Raw genomic sequence first — 16,201 nt, 5'->3', positions numbered from 1 at the left:
AAAAGTATCTGAAATCATTGCTGTGTAAGCGCAAGCAGCTATATTTTTAGCTAGTTCCGGGCGCAAAAAAGCCGTCCCTGGAGACGGCTTTTTTGCTGCTGACAGCGCACCCGATTCAAACGGCGGGCGGCGCGAATGCCGCCCGGGCTGTTGTCTTGGTGTGGCGGCCTGGTATCAGGCGGCCAGTGCCAAGGCCTTGACCTTGGCGGCGATGCGGCTCTTGTCGCGAGCAGCCTTGTTCTTGTGGAAGATGCCCTTGTCGGCGATGGTGTCGATCACCGATTGGGCCTTGGCGAACAGCTCGGTGGCCTTGGCCTTGTCGCCCGCGGCAACGGCCTTTTCCACGTTCTTGACTGCGGTGCGGTACTTCGAACGCAGCGAGGTGTTGGCTGCGTTCAGCTTGATGTTCTGGCGGGCGCGCTTGCGGCCCGATGCCAAACGAGGGTTCTTCTTGACTGGCTTTCCTGCCATGATGGTTTTCCTTGAAAGTCTGAGGATGTTGTCAGCGAACCCGCGATTATAGCGTGTTTACCAACATTTGCCATGCAGGGGCGGCAAGGCGGGCGCGGGGAGGGCATGGCCGGCGCTACACTCGCCGGGTGTCACTGTTCAAAGCCGCCTCCACCGTCTCCCTGTTCACGCTGCTGTCGCGCATCACCGGGCTGGCCCGCGATCTGCTGATGGCATCGCTCTTCGGGGCCAGCGCGCTGACCGACGCATTCAACGTCGCCTTCCGCATTCCCAATCTGTTTCGCCGCCTGTTCGCCGAGGGCGCATTCAGCCAGGCCTTCGTGCCGGTGCTGGCCGCCACGCGCACCACCGAGGGCGACGAGCGCACGCGCGACCTGGTGCACAGCGTGGCCACGGTGCTGTTCTGGATCCTGGTGGCGAGCTGCGTGCTGGGCGTGGTGGGCGCGCCGCTGCTGGTGTGGCTGCTGGCCAGCGGCCTGCGGCAGGCGCCCCACGGCTACGATGCCGCGGTGCTGATGACGCGCTGGATGTTCCCCTACATCGGCTTCATGTCGCTGGTGGCGCTGGCGGCCGGCGTGCTCAATACCTGGCGGCGCTTCGTGGTGCCGGCGGCCACGCCGGTGCTGCTCAACCTCAGCATGATCGTGGCCGCGCTGCTGCTGGCGCCGTGGCTGCAGCGCGCGGGCCAGGAGCCCATCTATGCGATGGCGGCCGGGGTGATGCTGGGCGGCATCCTGCAGCTGGCGGTGCAGTTCCCGGCGTTGCGGCGCATCCACATGCTGCCGCGCATCTCGTTCAGCCCGGCGGCGGTGCGCGCGGCCTGGCGCGACGCGGGCGTGCGGCGCATCCTGCGGCTGATGGCGCCGGCGCTGCTGGGCGTGGGCGTGGCGCAGATCTCGCTGATGATCAACACCCAGATCGCCTCCTACCTGGCGGTGGGCAGCGTGACCTGGCTGTTCTATGCCGACCGGCTGATGGAGTTTCCCACGGCGCTGCTGGGCGTGGCGCTGGGCGTGGTGCTGACGCCGCAGCTGTCGGCCGCCAGGGCGGCGGGCGACGCCGAGCGCTATGGCGCGATGCTGGACTGGGGCCTGCGCATGGTGGTGCTGCTGGCCATGCCCTGCGCGGTGGCGCTGCTGGCCTTTGCCACGCCGCTGGTGGCGACGCTGTTCCACTACGGCGCGCTCAAGGGCTCGGATGTGGAGCGCATCGCGGTAGCGCTGATGGGCTATGGCGCCGGGCTGATCGGCATGGTGGCGATCAAGGTGCTGGCGCCGGGCTTCTATGCCAGCCAGGACATCCGCACCCCGGTGAAGATCGCGGTCTGCGTGCTGGTGGTGACGCAGCTGCTGAACCTGATGCTGGTGCCCTGGCTCGCGCATGCGGGCCTGGCGCTGTCGATCGGCCTGGGCGCGCTGGTGAATGCCTTGTGGCTGCTGATCGGCCTGGTGCGCCGCGGCAGCTTCCGGCCTTTGCCCGGCTGGCAGGGGTTTGCGGCCCGTGTGCTGTTCGCGTCCGCATTGCTTGCTATATTTTTGGTGTACGGTGCGCAGCATTTCGACTGGGTGGCGCTGGGCGCGGAGCGCATCCGGCGCTTTGCGCTGATGGCCGGCTGGCTGGCCGCCTCGGTGGTGCTGTATTTCGGGGCCCTGGCGCTGTCGGGCATGCGCCTGAGGGAGCTGCTGCGAAGATAGCGGGGAACATGGGACGGGTATGGATCTGAGCTTTTCGTTGCCGACTCCTCTGGAGCATTTTTCGTCGCTGGTGCAAAGCGACAGCGAATTCCCGCTGCTGGAGGCCGCGGCTTCGCTGGCCTGCATCGAGTATCCGCAGCTGGACGTGCAGCAGGTGCTGCACGAGGTCGACCTGCTGAGCGGGCAGCTGCACAGCCAGCGCGACAGCACGAGCCAGAGCCCGCTGGCGCGGCTCAAGTTCCTGAACCACATGTTCTACGGCGAGTGGGGCTTCCAGGGCAATGCCAACGACTACTACGCACCCGACAACAGCTGCCTGAACGTGGTGCTGCACAAGCGCCGGGGCATTCCGGTGTCGCTGGCGGTGATCTGGCTGGAGCTGGCGGCCGAGCTGCGGCTGCAGGTGCATGGCGTGGGGTTCCCCGGCCATTTCCTGCTGAAGGTGAGCCTGCCGGAAGGGCAGGTGGTGCTGGACCCGCTGACCGGCCAGTCCTTTTCGAGCAGCATGCTGGCGGAGATGCTGGAGTCGGTGCGCCCGCCCCAGCTGCGCGCGCTCGATGACGAGGTGCCGCTGGGCCTGTACCTGCAGCCGGCGGCGCCGCGCGACATCGTCGCCCGCATGCTCGGCAACCTCAAGGAGATTTACCGCAGCGAGCGCAACTGGCCGCGGCTGATCGAGGTGCAGAACCGGCGCGTCGTGCTTGAACCCGGCGCCTGGGCCGAGGTGCGCGACCGGGGCCTTGCCTATGCCGAGCTGGGCGTCAAGGACCGGGCCTCGGCGGACCTGGGCCAGTACCTGGAGCATGCGGAAGGCGCCGGCGATGCGCCCGAGATCCGCCACCGGCTGGAGTTGTTACAGAAGATGTAACAAGTTTCTGCCAAATGACATGCTGTTGTCATGAAGGTGTCATAGACATGTTGCATGATTTCCCGGATAGTGGAAGTGCTTGCCATGAAAGACAAATTAAGACTCATGCCCGAGGACATCATGCAGCGCATCGCGCGTGATGTGATGGATAGCTACGACGAATCGCTGGAGCTGGAGATGGAGGACGGCCTGCTCAACGGCGCGCCATTCGCCGCCGCCGGGCTGTCCGATCCCGACTACCAGTATTTCCGCGAGCTGGTGCGGCTGCAGGGCGAGCTCGTGAAGCTGCAGGACTGGGTGCAGCACACCGGCGAGAAGGTCGTCATCCTGTTCGAGGGGCGTGATGCGGCCGGCAAGGGCGGCGTGATCAAGCGCATCACCCAGCGGCTCAACCCCCGCGTGGTGCGCGTGGCGGCGCTGCCGGCGCCCAACGACCGCGAGCGCACGCAGTGGTATTTCCAGCGTTATGTGGCGCACCTGCCGGCGGCCGGCGAGATCGTGCTGTTCGACCGCAGCTGGTACAACCGCGCCGGCGTCGAGAAGGTGATGGGCTTTTGCACCGACGATGAGTACGAGGAGTTCTTCCGCTCGGTGCCCGAATTCGAGAAGATGCTGGTGCGTTCGGGCATACGGCTGATCAAGTACTGGTTCTCGATCACCGACGAGGAGCAGCACCTGCGCTTCCTGGGCCGCATCCACGACCCGCTCAAGCAATGGAAGCTGTCGCCCATGGACCTGCAAAGCCGGGTGCGCTGGGAAGAGTACACCAAGGCCAAGGAGGCGATGCTGGAGCGCACCCACATCCCCGAGGCGCCCTGGTGGGTGGTGCAGGCGGTGGACAAGCAGAAGGCGCGGCTGAACTGCATCGCGCACCTGCTCGGGCAGATGCCCTATACCGAGATCGACCACGACCAGGTGGTGCTGCCCGACCGGGTGCGCCACCCCGACTACATCCGCCAGCCGGTGCCGGCGCAGATGTTCGTGCCGGAAATCTACTGATCCTGCGGCTGGCGCGCCGGCGGCGCGCAGTGCTCATCCTCCAGCGGGTGTGTGCTAGGTGCGCCAGCATCGGCATGCGCCCGTTTTGCTTCCCGGGCCGGCCCGGCCGGGCAGTCCCGCGCGGCGGCCTTGGATGGTGCCGCTGCGGCATCGGTGCGCGCCATGGGCGCCGGAGATTGGAGGGGCGGCGGCGCTGCAGCCGGCGCCCCCAAAGCGGCCGGCGCGGCCGATTCCAGGGCCGGCCCATCGCCGGCCTGCCGACCCTGCTGCTGCAGCACCAGCATACCCGCCACGCCCACCACACCGATGGCGGCGATGCCGGCCAGCGCCTGCCGCAGCCAGCGCCCGTCGTTGGCAGCCGCCGGGGCCTGGCGCCGGCGGGCCTGCGCGGCGGCGTACTGCAGCACCCGCTCGCGCGCGGCCGGGCCCGGGCCGCCGTCCTGCGCGCTGGCCTCGCGGTAGAGCTGGACCAGCGGGTCGGCCGGCGGCGCAGAGGGGCGGTCTGGGCTCATGCGATCACCTGCAGGGCTTCGCGCAGCCTGGCGCGGGCATAGCGCAGCCGGCTCCTGGCCGTCTCCAGCGGCACCTGGGTGGCGCGGGCGATGTCGGCCAGCGGCATGCCGGCCTCGGCCTGCAGCAAGAAGGTGGCCCGCTGCTCGGGCGGCAGTTCGGCCAGCGCCTGCAGCAGCAGCCGGCCCGCGGTGCGGCGGTCGAGCTGGCGCTCGGGCTCGAAGCCGGATGCGGCGAACAGGCTGTCGGCCAGCTGCCGGCTCTCTTCGCTGTCGTCCGACAGGCTCAGCGCCACCCGGTGGCGGCGCCAATGGTCGACGAGCCGGTGGTGGGCCAGCGTGAACAGCCAGGTGCCGAAGCTGCTGCGCACCTGGTAGCGCGCGGCGCTATCGACCACCGCGAACCACACGTCCTGGCTCAGGTCCTCGGCCAGCGCGGCGCTGCCGGTATTCCTGAAAAGATAGCGCCACAGCCGCCGGCTGTTGCGCTCGTACAGCGGCGCGAATGCCTCGGCGTGGCCGGCCGCGTAGGCCTGCATCAGCTCTTCGTCGGTCGGCGCGGGCTCGGGCATGCCGGCGATTATGCCGGCATGCCCGCTCACCACCGCGGCGGATCGGGCACATAGCCGCTGCTCGCCGCGGGAAAGGGGTTCGGCCGCGGCTGCGGGTAGGGGCGGTGCTGCGGGATCACGCCCTGGGCCACCAGCTTGGCATGGCTGTCGTAGCGGATGCGCAGCAGCTGCACCGGCCGCGCGGTGGCGCTGGTGAATTCGGTGCTGCCGCTGTAGGACGCCTCGATCGCGCCGTGGCCGGTGCCCAGCGACGGCGCGGGCGCCGCCATGCCGGCGGATTTCTCCGCCTGGGCCGCGGCGGGCGGCGCCGCCTCGCTGGACTTGGCGGCGGCATCCGCCTCGCCGGAATAGGGCGCGGAGCGGGGCGCCGGGTACGGCGGCATGGGGCGGGGCCGCTGGCGCTCGCCGAACAAGGCCACGCCGATCACGCCTACGTCGGCCGGCCGGCCGGTGCGGCTGGCGTAGGAGGAGTCGCGGTCCGAGAAATAGAAGGCCGCCACCTGCTGCTCGTTCTTGCGCCAGCCGGTGATGGCCGCAGTCTCCCAGGGCGAGAACACATAGCCGTCGGTGGGCGCGGCCGCGGCGCTGCGGCCGGTGATCACATTCACCCCGTCGACGCTGATGACCGCGAGTATGCGCTGCCCGGTGCGGTTGCCGACCTCGATCGCGTAGCTGGCGCCGGGCTGGCCCGCCACCCAGTATTCGCCACGGTGGCGGTATAGCGGCAGGCTCTGGCCGCTGGCGCGGTCGATGATGCGCACATCGGCCAGGGTGGCCGCCTGGCTGCTGCCGGCCAGGACCAGCAGCGCCGCGATCAGGCCGGCGCGGCCGGCGCGAAGGGAGGTGGTGAGAGGCATGGATGCTTCCTGTGGTGGTGGATGACAAGTACTGAAACGCGGCAGCCGCCCAAAAGGGGTTGCATCGCGGCAACCGGTTTGTAAGCAGGCGAAACCTGGCCGCGGCGGCCGACCCAGGGTTAACCACGAGCCGGCATGCCCTGCGCCGGCGGAAAGAATCTCGCTATAGTCGTTCGCTTACCATATGTAAAAACCATAGCAATATGCGCGATGAAGATCATGGCTTTGTGGTGTTCCGCTTCAACCGGGTGAAGCTGCTGGTGCTGCTGGCGCTGTTCGCCTCCACCTTCGGGGGCCTGTACTTCGCGCGCGACATCGACCGGCTGTGGGGCGAGGCCGCCGCCTACCGCTATGCGGCCGGCCTGCCGGTGCTGTATGTGCTGCTGCTGTCGGGCTATGCGCTGTACCTGTGGCGCCACCCGCAGCGGGATATCCGCTAGATGGCCATGCTGCAGCGCCACCGCCGCTTCGCGATCTATCTGCTGGCCGTATGCCTGTTCATCGCCTGCATGGTCTGGGCCGAGCGCGAGGGCCTGCCCCGGCAGTGGATAGGGCCGATCTTCCTGTTCCTGCCGGTGATGATGTATGCGGTCATCGGCGTGTGGGGGCGCACGGCCGACCCCGAGCAGTACTACGTGGCGGGGCGCAGCATTCCGCCGTTCTACAACGGCATGGCGGCCGCGGCCGACTGGATGAGCGCGGCCTCGTTCATCAGCCTGCCCGGCGCGCTGTACCTGCAGGGCTTTTCCGGCACCTTCGAGCAGGCCGGCGGCCTGGCCTACCTGCTGGGCTGGACCGGCGGCTTCGTGCTGGTGGGGCTGCTGATCGCGCCGCAGCTGCGGGCCCTGCGGCTGTACACGCTGCCGGATTTCTTCCAGCTGCGCTACGGCGGGCGCTGGCCGCGGGTGATGGCGGCCTGGGCGGCGGTGCTGTGCTCGTTCTCGTACGTGGTGGCGCAGATCTATGCGGTGGGCCTGATCGCGTCGCGGCTGACCGGCGTGCAGTTCGAGATCGGCATCATGCTGGGGCTTGGCGGCGTGCTGCTGTGCTCGTTTCTGGGCGGCATGCGCGCCATCACCTGGACCCAGGTGGCGCAGTACGCGGTCATGCTGCTGGCCTTTCTGATACCGGTGTCGTGGCTGGCCTACCAGCAGCTGGGCAATCCGGCCGCGCCGCTGGTGTATGCCAGCCAGCTCGGCCAGATCGCCGCGAAGGAGCAGGCGCTGCTGGCCGATCCGCTGGAGCGGCAGGTGGAGACCATCTACCTGGAGCGCGCGCTGGTCTATGAATCGCGCCTGCGCAACATACCGGCCGCGCTGGAGGCGGAGCGCGAGCGCCTGCGCGAGCAGGTGCACCAGCTGCGCATCAGCAATGCCGACCTGGGCCAGGTGCTGGCTGCCGGCCGCGCGCTGGCCGCCCTGCCCAAGGACGAGGCCGCGGCGCGCGAGCTGTGGACCGCGCAGATGAAGGAGAACCGGGCCCGCGCCCGGCCGCTGGGAGGCGTGCCGCCGTATGCGCTGGCCTTTGCCGGCGATCCGCAGGGCAGCCCGGCCGAGCGCCAGCAGTTCGAGCTGTCGCGGCGCAACTTCCTGGCGCTGATCTTCTGCCTGATGCTGGGCACCGCCGGGCTGCCGCACCTGCTCACGCGCTACTACACCGCGCCCACGGTGGCCGGGGCGCGGCATTCGGTGGGGTGGACGCTGTTCTTCGTCGCGCTGCTGTACGCGAGCACGCCGGCGCTGGCGGCCATGGTCAAGCTGGAGGTGATGCAGAACCTGGTGGGCAGCTCGTTCGAGCAGCTGCCCAACTGGATCGCGCAGTGGGCGCGGGTCGATGGCTCGCTGCTGTCCATCGAGGACGTCAACGGCGACGGCATCGTGCAGTGGGCCGAGGTGCGGCTGGGCGCCGACCTGATCATGCTGGCGACGCCCGAGCTCGGTGGCCTGCCGTATGTGATGGCGGGCCTGGTCGCGGCCGGCGGGCTGGCGGCCGCGCTGTCCACCGCCGACGGCCTGCTGCTGACCATCAGCAATGCGTTGGTGCGCGATCTGTACCTGCAGCAGCGCCAGCCGCCGGTGACGCCGGAGCAGCGGGTGATCCTGAGCAAGTTCACGCTGCTGATGGTGGCGCTGGTGGCGGCGGCGGTGGCCTCGATCAAGACCTCGGAGATCCTGGTGCTGGTGTCGGCCTCGTTCTCGCTCGCCGCCTCGGCCTTCGTGCCGGCGATGCTGCTGGGGCTGTACTGGAAGGGCGCCACGCGGCTGGGCGCGAGCTGCGGCATGGCCGCGGGGCTGCTGGTGACCCTGCTGTACATGCTGCTCAACCTGCCCAGCCTGGCGGCGGTGCGCGGCAGCGCGGGCCATTTGTGGTGGGGCATACAGCCCACGCAGGCGGGGGTGTTCGGCGTGCCCGTGGGCTTTGCGGTCACCGTGGCGGCCAGCCAGTATGAAAAATGGCGCCAGCGGAACCGCTGAAACGGCCAGGGCCGCCCGAGGGCGGCCCTGGATGCGTGCTTGCGCAAGGGCTCAGGCCTTGAGCAGCTCCACCTCGAATTTCAGCGTGGCGTTCGGCGGGATCACGCCGCCGGCGCCGCGTGCGCCGTAGCCCAGGCTGGCGGGGATGAGCAGGGTGCGCTTGCCGCCTTCCTTCATGCCTTGCACGCCTTCGTCCCAGCCCTTGATGACCATGCCGGCACCCAGCGGGAACACGAAGGGGTCGTTGCGATCCTTGCTGGAATCGAATTTGGCGCCCTGCTGGCCATCGTTGTACAGCCAGCCGGTGTAGTGCACGGTGACCTGCTTGCCCTTGACCGCCTCGGCGCCGGTGCCAAGCACCTCGTCCTGGTATTGCAGCCCGCTGGCGGTGGTTGTGAAACTCATATCGACATCTTCCTCTCTGCTTACAGAGTCTGACCAAGGAAAAACCCGCCGTGAGCGGGCTGGCTCCATCCGGAGCGCATCACTTCTTGACTTGCGCAGCCACCCAGCGGGTGGCGAAGGCCTGCACGTCGGACAGGCGCTTGAGCAGATCCTGGCCGGACGGGGTCACGGTGTAGCCATCGCTGTTGTGGTCCAGGAAGCCGGCTTCGCGCAGCTCCTTGATGCGGGTGTTCAAGGTGTTGGGGGTGATGCCCCCCACGCTGTCCTGCAGCAGACGGAAGGTCTGCGGATGGCCATCCCTCAGCGCCCACAGGACGCGCAAAGCGTAACGGCATTCCAGCCGCGCGAAAAGCTGGTTGATTGCAGTGTTTTCCTTGGCGCTCATATCTATGGTTCTCCTTGCGCAGTGTTGAAGAGCAGGCCGCGTGGCATGCGTTCAAAAATCGTTCCGCCGCAGGTCCAACGATAGGACAGTACGGATTTTGCTACAAGTTTAGTAGCTCCTGCGGCAGTGTGTATAGGCATATACATCTATTCGGTGCCAAACCTGGAAAAAGTGTTGCGAGCCTGCTACGTTTGTATGAGCACATGTCCGAGCGCGGGCCTGCAGTTTCCCGGCCTGCAGCCGCCCCTTCTGCGGATGCTAATGGGGGGTTGATACATGGAAAACCGGGCTTGCCCCAGGGCAGGGGGCGCAAGAGGCGGGGCATCCGCTACGCTTGCGGCTTGGTTGCCACCGTGGACTGAAGATGGATACGAACATGGAATATCTGGAGACGGCGCTGGCCGAGCCCTTCGGCTCGCTGCCAGCCCTGGTGGGCTTGCATGCCCGGCACCGCCCGCAGCACCGCGCCGTGGTGCTGGGTGAGCGCTCGCTTACATATGCGGAGCTGGCGCTGGCGCTGGAGCGGGTGGCCGCGCGGCTGCAGCGCGCAGGCCTGGCGAGCGGCGATGTGATCGCGGTCTGCGCCGGCACCTCGCTGGAGTACCTGCTGGTGTTTCTGGGCGCGCTGCGGGCCGGCCTGGTGGTGGCGCCGCTGGCGCCCTCGGCCACGGCCGCGCACCTGGACGCGATGCTGGCCAACGCCCAGGCGCGGCTGCTGTTCCGCGATGCCGAGGTGGCCGCCGAGTGGGCGCTGGCGGACGCCTCGATACCTTGCATCGCGCTGGACGATTCCGACAGCGGCCAGCCCTGGTCGCGCTGGCTGGCCGAAGGGGTCGGCGCTGCGGCGCAGGCCATCGCGCCGCAGCCCGACTGGGCCTTCAACCTGATCTATTCCTCGGGCACCACCGGCGTGCCCAAGGGCATCATCCAGTCCTGGGGCATGCGCTGGGCGCACCTGAAGCGGGCCGAGATCAACGGCTACGGGCCGGGCACGGTGTCGCTGTCGGCCACGCCGCTGTATTCCAACACCACGCTGGTGGCGGCGCTGCCCACGCTGGGCATGGGCGGCACGCTGGTGCTGATGCGCAAGTTCGACAGCGCCGAATACCTGCGCCTGGCGCAGCAGGAGGGCGCCACGCACACCATGCTGGTGCCGGTGCAGTACCAGCGGCTGATGAACTTCGCCGGCTTCGACGCGGCCGACCTGAGCCGGCTGACGACCAAGTTCTGTACCAGCGCGCCCTTCAAGGCGGCGCTGAAGGCCGAGGTGCTGCGGCGCTGGCCGGGCCGGCTGATCGAGTACTACGGCATGACCGAGGGCGGCGTGGGCTGTGAGCTGCATTGCGAGCGGCATCCCGACAAGCTGCACACCGTGGGCCGGCCGCGCGACGGCGTGGATGTGCGCTTCGTCGACGAACAGGGGCATGAGCTGCCGCCCGGCCATACGGGCGAGATCGTGGGCCGCTCGTCGGCGATGATGACCGGCTACTACCGCCTGCCCGAGAAAACCCGCGAGGCCGAGTGGTTCGATGCCGCGGGCCTGCGCTTCATCCGCACCGGCGATGTCGGCCGCCTGGACGAGGACGGTTTCCTGGTGCTCGGCGACCGCAAGAAGGACATGATCATCTCCGGCGGTTTCAACATCTACCCCAGCGATATCGAGCAGGTGCTGCTGCAGCATCCGCAGGTGCAGGAGTGCGCGGTGGTGGGCGTGGCCTCGGAGCAGTGGGGCGAAACGCCGGTGGCCTACGCAGTGCTGCGCCCGGGCTCGGATGTCGGCGCGGCCGAGCTGCAGGCCTGGCTCAATGGCCGCGTCGGCAAGACCCAGCGCGTGGCCGAGCTGCTGCTGGTGCCGCAGCTGCCGCGCAGCGAGATCGGCAAGGTACTCAAGCGCGAGCTGCGCGAGCGTTACGAGCAGTCTTCAGAAAAGTGAGCTGCAAGCGCTTGCCATGCAATGGTTTTAAATACATTTTTTATTGAATCCATTGGCTGGTAGGCGCTGGCAGCTATGTTTTTGGTAGTAAAGCTCAAGCGGCGTAGCGCACGGCCCGGTTGCCGCGGCACAGGCCGTAGAGCTGCAGCCGGGCCTGCTGCGCGATCTGGATGGCCAGCGTGGTAGGGGCGGAGATGGTGGCCAGCACCGGCAGGCCGAGCCGGGCGCATTTGCGCACCAGTTCGTAGCTGGCGCGGCTGGTCATCGCGACGAAGCCCGGCGTGCCGAGCAGTTGCTGCTGCGCCATGTGGCCCAGCAGCTTGTCGAGCGCATTGTGGCGGCCCACGTCCTCCATGGCCACGGCGATGCCGCCATCAAGCCGCGCCCAGGCGGCGGCATGGATGGCGCCGGCCTGGCGGTTCAGCGGCTGGTGCGCGGGCAGCTCGGCGAAGGCGCGCGCCAGCGTGGCGAGCGTGATCTGCTGCACCCAGGCCGGCGGCGCGAGCGGCTGGGGCTGCAGGTCGAGCGCCTGCAGGCTGTCGATGCCGCAGACGCCGCAGCCGGTGCGCCCGGCCAGGCTGCGGCGCCGGCTCTTGAGGCGCGCGAAATGCTGGCTGGCGATGTCCAGCCGTACCTCGATGGCTTCGCCGCTGCCGGCCTGCACCTCGATGCCGTAGCAGTCAGCCGGGCTGTCGATGATGCCTTCGCTGAGCGCGAAGCCCAGCGCGAACGCGGCCAGGTCCTGCGGCGTGGCCATCATCACCGCATGCGACAGGCCGTTGAAGACCAGCGCCACCGGCACCTCGGCGGCGATCCAGTCGTCGCGCTGCTCCTGGCCGTCTGCCGTCAGCACCTGCACCGGGCCGGCCTGCAGGGAGGGCGCGGCCGGCGTGCCGTCGTCTTGCAGGTGCAGGGGGGCGGAGGAGGCAGGGGATGGCATGGGGTCTCCAAGGACAAAGCCCCGCGGCAGCGGGGCTTTGATTATGGTGCAGCGCGGGCTTAGATGAAGCTGCGCAGCTTGTCCGAGCGGCTCGGGTGCTTGAGCTTGCGCAGCGCCTTGGCCTCGATCTGGCGGATGCGCTCGCGCGTCACATCGAACTGCTTGCCCACTTCCTCCAGCGTGTGGTCGGTGCTCATCTCGATGCCGAAGCGCATGCGCAGCACCTTGGCTTCGCGCGGGGTCAGGCCGTCGAGGATGTCCTTGACCACGTCGCGCAGGCCGGCCTGCATCGCGGCGTCCACCGGCGCGGTGTTGGCGCTGTCCTCGATGAAGTCGCCCAGGTGGGAGTCGTCGTCGTCGCCGATGGGGGTTTCCATCGAGATCGGCTCCTTGGCGATCTTCATGATCTTGCGGATCTTGTCCTCGGGGATCTCCATCTTCTCGGCCAGCAGCGAGGCATCGGGCTCATAGCCGAATTCCTGCAAGTGCTGGCGCGAGATGCGGTTCATCTTGTTGATGGTCTCGATCATGTGCACCGGGATGCGGATGGTGCGCGCCTGGTCGGCGATCGAGCGCGTGATGGCCTGGCGGATCCACCAGGTGGCGTAGGTCGAGAACTTGTAGCCGCGGCGGTATTCGAACTTGTCCACCGCCTTCATCAGGCCGATGTTGCCTTCCTGGATCAGGTCGAGGAACTGCAGGCCGCGGTTGGTGTACTTCTTCGCGATCGAGATCACCAGGCGCAGGTTGGCCTCGATCATCTCCTTCTTGGCATTGCGCGAGGCGCGCTCGCCGTCGTTCATGCGCTTGTTGATGAGCTTGAGCTCGTCGAGCGGCACCACGACGCGGGCCTGCAGGTCGATCAGGTTCTGCTGCAGCTCCTGGATCGGCGGGATGTTGCGGCCGATGATGGCGCTCCAGGGCTGGCTCGACTGGGCCTCCTTCTCGACCCACTGCAGGTTCAGCAGGTTGGCGGGGAAGTCGGTGATGAACTTCTCCTGCGGGATGCCGCACTTGTCGACGATGATCTTGCGCAGGCTGCGCTCCTTCTGGCGCACGCCGTCCACCTGCTCGCGCACCATGTCGCACAGCTTCTCGATGGTCTTGGCGGTGAAGCGGATGGTCATCAGCTCCTGCGACAGGCTCTGCTGCACCTGGGCGTAGCCGGCCGAGCTGTAGCCCTGCTTGTCGTACATCTGGTGCAGCTGCTCGAACAGCTCGCGCAGCTTGTCGAAGCGGCGCAGGGCCTCGTTCTTCAGCTCTTCGAGCTTCTTGGTCAGCGCCTTGGAGCCGCCCTTGCCGTCGTCGTCGTCCTCTTCGTCGTATTCGTCGAAGTCTTCCTCGGCCACGTAGTCGTCGTTCTCGTCGGCGTCGGCAAAGCCGTCCACCACGGTGGAGATGACGACCTTGCCCTCGCGGATCTCCTCGCCCATGGCGAGGATCTCGGCGATGGTCGCGGGCGAGGTGCTGATGGCCAGCATCATGTCCTGCAGGCCGCCTTCGATGCGCTTGGCGATCTCGATCTCACCCTCGCGGGTCAGCAGCTCGACCGTGCCCATCTCGCGCATGTACATGCGCACCGGGTCGGTGGTGCGGCCGAATTCGGAGTCCACGGTGGACAGCGCGGCCTCGGCTTCTTCCTCGGCCTCTTCCTCGGTGGTGGCGGACTGGCCGGTGTTGTTCAGCAGCAGGGTCTCGGCATCGGGCGTCTGCTCGTACACGGCCACGCCCATGTCGTTGAGCATGGAGATCACGACTTCCAGCGTCTCGGCGTCGACCAGCTTGTCGGGCAGGTGATCGGAGATCTCGGCGTTGGTGAGGTAGCCGCGGGTCTTGCCCAGCTTGATCAGCGCCTTCAGGCGCTGGCGGCGGGTGGACATTTCCTCTTCGGTCAGGACGGTCTCGTCCAGGCCGAATTCCTTCATCAGCGCGCGCTCCTTGGCCTTGCTGAGCTTCATGCGCAGTGGCTTGACCTTCTCTGCGGGCTCGCTGCTGGCGGTGGTGTCGACTTCGACCTCAGCTTCGACCTCGACCTCGAGATCCTCCTCGATGTCCGAGAAATCGGTGTCGTCGACCTCGTCTTCGGACTTGGCCTTGCGGCCCTTGGCGGCAGCCGCCTTCTTGGCGGGGGCGGCGGCCTTCTTGGCCGGAGCCTTGGCGGCGGCCTTCTTGGCAGGCTTGGCTTGTGCCGCGGCCTCGTCGGTGGCGGCCTTCTTGCCGCGCTTCTTCGGTTCCGCTGCTTCCAGCAGCGCGTCGGCCGCCTTCAGCAGCTCGGCCTTGGAGAGGTTTTTGGTAGAGGACACAGACGCTTTCTTGGACACTGATGCAACTTTGGGCGCGGCCGCTGGCGAGGCGGCCGCATCCGTCGTGGATGGGTTTCTGGAGGTGGTAGCCCCGGCTTTGGACGGCTTGGCTGGCTTCGCGGACTTGGTGGCAGGCATGGAGACCCTCAAGAATCAAAGAAGACACACAAACGAACACACAAATGGAACCGGCGCGGCGCCATGCACGGGTGCGTGGCGCCCGCGTGCATCGCCACGGCAGGCAAATGCACGAGGAGCATTCCTCCAGGGGCAAGATGTCTGGGCGAACATTTGGAGTGCAGTCCTTGCGGATATATGGGCGCTTGCGCTGGTGGCAAATGGCGTATCGGTCGTGTATGAATCCGAATTTGTACGCTGGCCCGGCCCGGAGGTGCTGCTGTCGCTCTTGCCGATGAGCCTTATATTATAGCGATTTGTGCAATGTCAAGAGCAGAACGGCTAGGGTCAATCCCTGGTATGCCCATCCGCCGCATGGTGCATGCCGGCGCCGAGACCCATGCCCATGCCCATGCCGCCGCCCCCGGCTCCTGCGCCCATCCCTGCGCCGCCACCGCCACCACCACCCCCGCCGCCAGCACCGCCGCTGCGCCGCGCGCCCGAGCCGGCCGAATTGCGCAGCGGGCCCTGGCTGGGAATCGCCAGCTCGGCGGGAATGGGCTCCAGGTCCAGCGCCTCGCGGATGAAGATGCGCAGCGATGTGACCAGCGCGCCGACCTGCACCGTGCGCCCGGCCACCATGTCTTGCGCCACCTGCGCGGCCAGCCGCACCTGCTCCTGCGTGCCGAGCAGCAGTATGTCGGACAGCGCGGCCTCCACCGCATCGCGGGTGAGACGCCTGCGCTCCAGGCCGGCCTCGGATGGGGCGGGGCCCACGGCCGGGGCCGGGGCGGCCGCATCTGCGGCCTGTGCGGCCTCGCTAGCGCGGCGCAGCAGGTCACGGCGGTGGGTGGGGTCTACGTCGAGGTTGCCGGTGAAGGCTCCGCCCAGCGTCTTGTAGGCGGCGATCAGGGTCTTGAGGCGTTCGTTGATCTGCCGGTTCTCGCGCTCGCGGCGCCGCTGCAGCGTTTGCATGAACACCAGCCGGATGCCGACCGCGACCAGCGATACCAGCACCAGGCTCAGCAAGGTGGTCAGCAGGCCCGACCAGGAGCCGAAATCAAGATTGCCGCGCATGGATGCCTCCCGGGGTGGCAGGTGGATGGATGGGCCTGGTGCGGCCAGCGCGCGCCGTCGCCATCTCAGCGCTGCAGCTGGGTGCTCAGCACCCGGATGCGCTCCAGGTTGCGGCGCAGGATGTCGACGGCCCGCGGATCGCTGCCCGCCTGCAGGGCCAGCGCGGTGTTCTCGCGCTTGAGCTGGGCCTGCACGATGCGGCCGAGCACGTCGCGCAGCTCCTGGCGGATCTCGGCCAGCGGCCCCTCGGCCTGGGCATGGTGGCTGTCCATCAGCCCCGTGGCGAAGCCGGCGCTGGCATGGCCGGGCAGCCTTTCGCGCAGCACCGCCCAGGGCTGGGCGCCATGGGCCAGGAACTGCTGCTCTATCCAGCCGAACAACGGGCCGTAGGGCGCGTCGAGGTGGGCCAGTGTCGCCATGTCCTCGGGCGAGAAGTTCTCCAGGAAGTCCATGTGCGACAGCAGCAGCCGCACCGCCTGATCCTCGCGCGACACGGCCACGCTGGGCATGGGCGGCTGGGCCGGGGGCGGCGGCGCCCAGCGCGAACGGCCGCCGCCGGGATACGGGCGGCGCGCGCGCGCGCCCCAGTTGCCCTGC

At 68.1% G+C, this 16,201-nt stretch carries 15 protein-coding genes and 1 pseudogene; 6 read left to right on the top strand and 10 right to left on the bottom strand.

Going from position 1 to position 16,201, the window contains the following annotated elements; all coding sequences use genetic code 11:
- Positions 1-174 precede the first annotated feature (174 nt).
- Positions 175-471, bottom strand: a complete 297-nt coding sequence (rpsT, locus tag ACODRX_RS05670) for a 30S ribosomal protein S20 (protein ID WP_488870127.1) — start codon at positions 469-471, stop codon at positions 175-177.
- Between the two features lie 128 nt (positions 472-599).
- Here rpsT and murJ point away from each other — a divergent pair, with 128 nt between their 5' ends.
- The 3 genes from murJ to ppk2 all read left to right on the top strand — a co-directional run bounded on the left by murJ (position 600) and on the right by ppk2 (position 4,032).
- Positions 600-2,165, top strand: coding sequence for a murein biosynthesis integral membrane protein MurJ (murJ, locus tag ACODRX_RS05665; RefSeq protein ID WP_488870125.1), 1,566 nt, complete (start codon positions 600-602; stop codon positions 2,163-2,165).
- Positions 2,166-2,184: 19 nt separating this feature from the next.
- Positions 2,185-3,033 (top strand): SirB1 family protein, encoded by an 849-nt coding sequence (locus ACODRX_RS05660; protein ID WP_488870124.1) that lies wholly within the window; start codon positions 2,185-2,187, stop codon positions 3,031-3,033.
- A gap of 84 nt (positions 3,034-3,117) precedes the next feature.
- Positions 3,118-4,032, top strand: a complete 915-nt coding sequence (gene ppk2 / locus ACODRX_RS05655; protein WP_488870123.1) for a polyphosphate kinase 2 — start codon at positions 3,118-3,120, stop codon at positions 4,030-4,032.
- Here ppk2 and ACODRX_RS05650 read toward each other — a convergent pair.
- From ACODRX_RS05650 to ACODRX_RS05640, 3 genes are read right to left on the bottom strand one after another with little or no spacing between them, the layout of a single operon-like run.
- Positions 4,026-4,544 (bottom strand): hypothetical protein, encoded by a 519-nt coding sequence (locus tag ACODRX_RS05650; protein ID WP_488870121.1) that lies wholly within the window; start codon positions 4,542-4,544, stop codon positions 4,026-4,028. The two genes, ppk2 and ACODRX_RS05650, sit on opposite strands and share 7 nt — an antisense overlap.
- Positions 4,541-5,113, bottom strand: coding sequence for a sigma-70 family RNA polymerase sigma factor (locus ACODRX_RS05645; protein WP_488870119.1), 573 nt, complete (start codon positions 5,111-5,113; stop codon positions 4,541-4,543). Before ACODRX_RS05645 ends, ACODRX_RS05650 begins: the two co-directional genes overlap by 4 nt.
- Before the next feature lie 26 nt (positions 5,114-5,139).
- On the bottom strand, positions 5,140-5,970 hold the full coding sequence (locus ACODRX_RS05640) for a hypothetical protein (protein WP_488870118.1): 831 nt from the start codon (positions 5,968-5,970) through the stop codon (positions 5,140-5,142).
- Between the two features lie 203 nt (positions 5,971-6,173).
- On the opposite strand from ACODRX_RS05640, the gene ACODRX_RS05635 reads away from it, so the two are divergent.
- Complete coding sequence (locus ACODRX_RS05635; RefSeq protein ID WP_488870117.1) at positions 6,174-6,410, top strand: hypothetical protein; 237 nt, start codon at positions 6,174-6,176, stop codon at positions 6,408-6,410.
- Positions 6,411-8,444, top strand: coding sequence for a VC_2705 family sodium/solute symporter (locus tag ACODRX_RS05630; RefSeq protein WP_488870116.1), 2,034 nt, complete (start codon positions 6,411-6,413; stop codon positions 8,442-8,444).
- Positions 8,445-8,495: 51 nt separating this feature from the next.
- On the opposite strand, the gene ACODRX_RS05625 is transcribed toward ACODRX_RS05630, so the two are convergent.
- The gene (locus tag ACODRX_RS05625) at positions 8,496-8,849 is read right to left on the bottom strand and encodes an FKBP-type peptidyl-prolyl cis-trans isomerase (RefSeq protein WP_488870115.1); all 354 of its coding nucleotides are present in this window, start codon (positions 8,847-8,849) and stop codon (positions 8,496-8,498) included.
- 79 nt (positions 8,850-8,928) lie between these two features.
- Positions 8,929-9,234: a winged helix-turn-helix transcriptional regulator gene (locus tag ACODRX_RS05620; RefSeq protein WP_488870113.1), complete on the bottom strand. Its 306-nt coding sequence runs from the start codon at positions 9,232-9,234 to the stop codon at positions 8,929-8,931.
- A gap of 376 nt (positions 9,235-9,610) precedes the next feature.
- Here ACODRX_RS05620 and ACODRX_RS05615 point away from each other — a divergent pair, with 376 nt between their 5' ends.
- Positions 9,611-11,167, top strand: coding sequence for a class I adenylate-forming enzyme family protein (locus ACODRX_RS05615; RefSeq protein WP_488870112.1), 1,557 nt, complete (start codon positions 9,611-9,613; stop codon positions 11,165-11,167).
- A gap of 94 nt (positions 11,168-11,261) precedes the next feature.
- Here ACODRX_RS05615 and fdhD read toward each other — a convergent pair whose 3' ends face one another.
- The 4 genes and pseudogenes from fdhD to ACODRX_RS05595 form a co-directional block, all read right to left on the bottom strand.
- A complete protein-coding gene (fdhD, locus tag ACODRX_RS05610) occupies positions 11,262-12,107 on the bottom strand; it encodes a formate dehydrogenase accessory sulfurtransferase FdhD (RefSeq protein ID WP_488870111.1) in 846 nt (281 codons plus the stop codon).
- A 59-nt stretch (positions 12,108-12,166) separates the two neighbouring features.
- The gene (gene rpoD, locus ACODRX_RS05605) at positions 12,167-14,548 is read right to left on the bottom strand and encodes an RNA polymerase sigma factor RpoD (RefSeq protein WP_488870110.1); all 2,382 of its coding nucleotides are present in this window, start codon (positions 14,546-14,548) and stop codon (positions 12,167-12,169) included.
- A 327-nt stretch (positions 14,549-14,875) separates the two neighbouring features.
- Positions 14,876-15,604 carry a hypothetical protein gene (locus tag ACODRX_RS05600; RefSeq protein ID WP_488870109.1) on the bottom strand — a complete coding sequence of 243 codons (729 nt, stop codon included), beginning with the start codon at positions 15,602-15,604 and terminating at the stop codon, positions 14,876-14,878.
- Between the two features lie 65 nt (positions 15,605-15,669).
- Positions 15,670-16,201, bottom strand: a pseudogene (locus ACODRX_RS05595) (DNA primase); the annotation flags it as partial.

The sequence above is a fragment of the Comamonas sp. FG99 genome (assembly GCF_057808605.1).
Note: the sequence above shows the minus strand (reverse complement) of the source record. Positions and strands in the feature narration are given on the sequence as shown.

What these genes read in the sequence shown, in the direction of transcription:
- ppk2 (WP_488870123.1), top strand. Translation starts at nt 3,118, where the DNA reads ATGAAAGACAAATTAAGACTCATGCCCGAGGACATCATGCAGCGCATC.
- fdhD (WP_488870111.1), bottom strand. Translation starts at nt 12,107, where the DNA reads ATGCCATCCCCTGCCTCCTCCGCCCCCCTGCACCTGCAAGACGACGGC.
- ACODRX_RS05640 (WP_488870118.1), bottom strand. Translation starts at nt 5,970, where the DNA reads ATGCCTCTCACCACCTCCCTTCGCGCCGGCCGCGCCGGCCTGATCGCG.
- rpsT (WP_488870127.1), bottom strand. Translation starts at nt 471, where the DNA reads ATGGCAGGAAAGCCAGTCAAGAAGAACCCTCGTTTGGCATCGGGCCGC.
- ACODRX_RS05600 (WP_488870109.1), bottom strand. Translation starts at nt 15,604, where the DNA reads ATGCGCGGCAATCTTGATTTCGGCTCCTGGTCGGGCCTGCTGACCACC.
- ACODRX_RS05645 (WP_488870119.1), bottom strand. Translation starts at nt 5,113, where the DNA reads ATGCCCGAGCCCGCGCCGACCGACGAAGAGCTGATGCAGGCCTACGCG.
- ACODRX_RS05615 (WP_488870112.1), top strand. Translation starts at nt 9,611, where the DNA reads ATGGAATATCTGGAGACGGCGCTGGCCGAGCCCTTCGGCTCGCTGCCA.
- ACODRX_RS05620 (WP_488870113.1), bottom strand. Translation starts at nt 9,234, where the DNA reads ATGAGCGCCAAGGAAAACACTGCAATCAACCAGCTTTTCGCGCGGCTG.
- rpoD (WP_488870110.1), bottom strand. Translation starts at nt 14,548, where the DNA reads ATGCCTGCCACCAAGTCCGCGAAGCCAGCCAAGCCGTCCAAAGCCGGG.
- ACODRX_RS05635 (WP_488870117.1), top strand. Translation starts at nt 6,174, where the DNA reads ATGCGCGATGAAGATCATGGCTTTGTGGTGTTCCGCTTCAACCGGGTG.
- ACODRX_RS05630 (WP_488870116.1), top strand. Translation starts at nt 6,411, where the DNA reads ATGGCCATGCTGCAGCGCCACCGCCGCTTCGCGATCTATCTGCTGGCC.
- ACODRX_RS05650 (WP_488870121.1), bottom strand. Translation starts at nt 4,544, where the DNA reads ATGAGCCCAGACCGCCCCTCTGCGCCGCCGGCCGACCCGCTGGTCCAG.
- ACODRX_RS05660 (WP_488870124.1), top strand. Translation starts at nt 2,185, where the DNA reads ATGGATCTGAGCTTTTCGTTGCCGACTCCTCTGGAGCATTTTTCGTCG.
- ACODRX_RS05625 (WP_488870115.1), bottom strand. Translation starts at nt 8,849, where the DNA reads ATGAGTTTCACAACCACCGCCAGCGGGCTGCAATACCAGGACGAGGTG.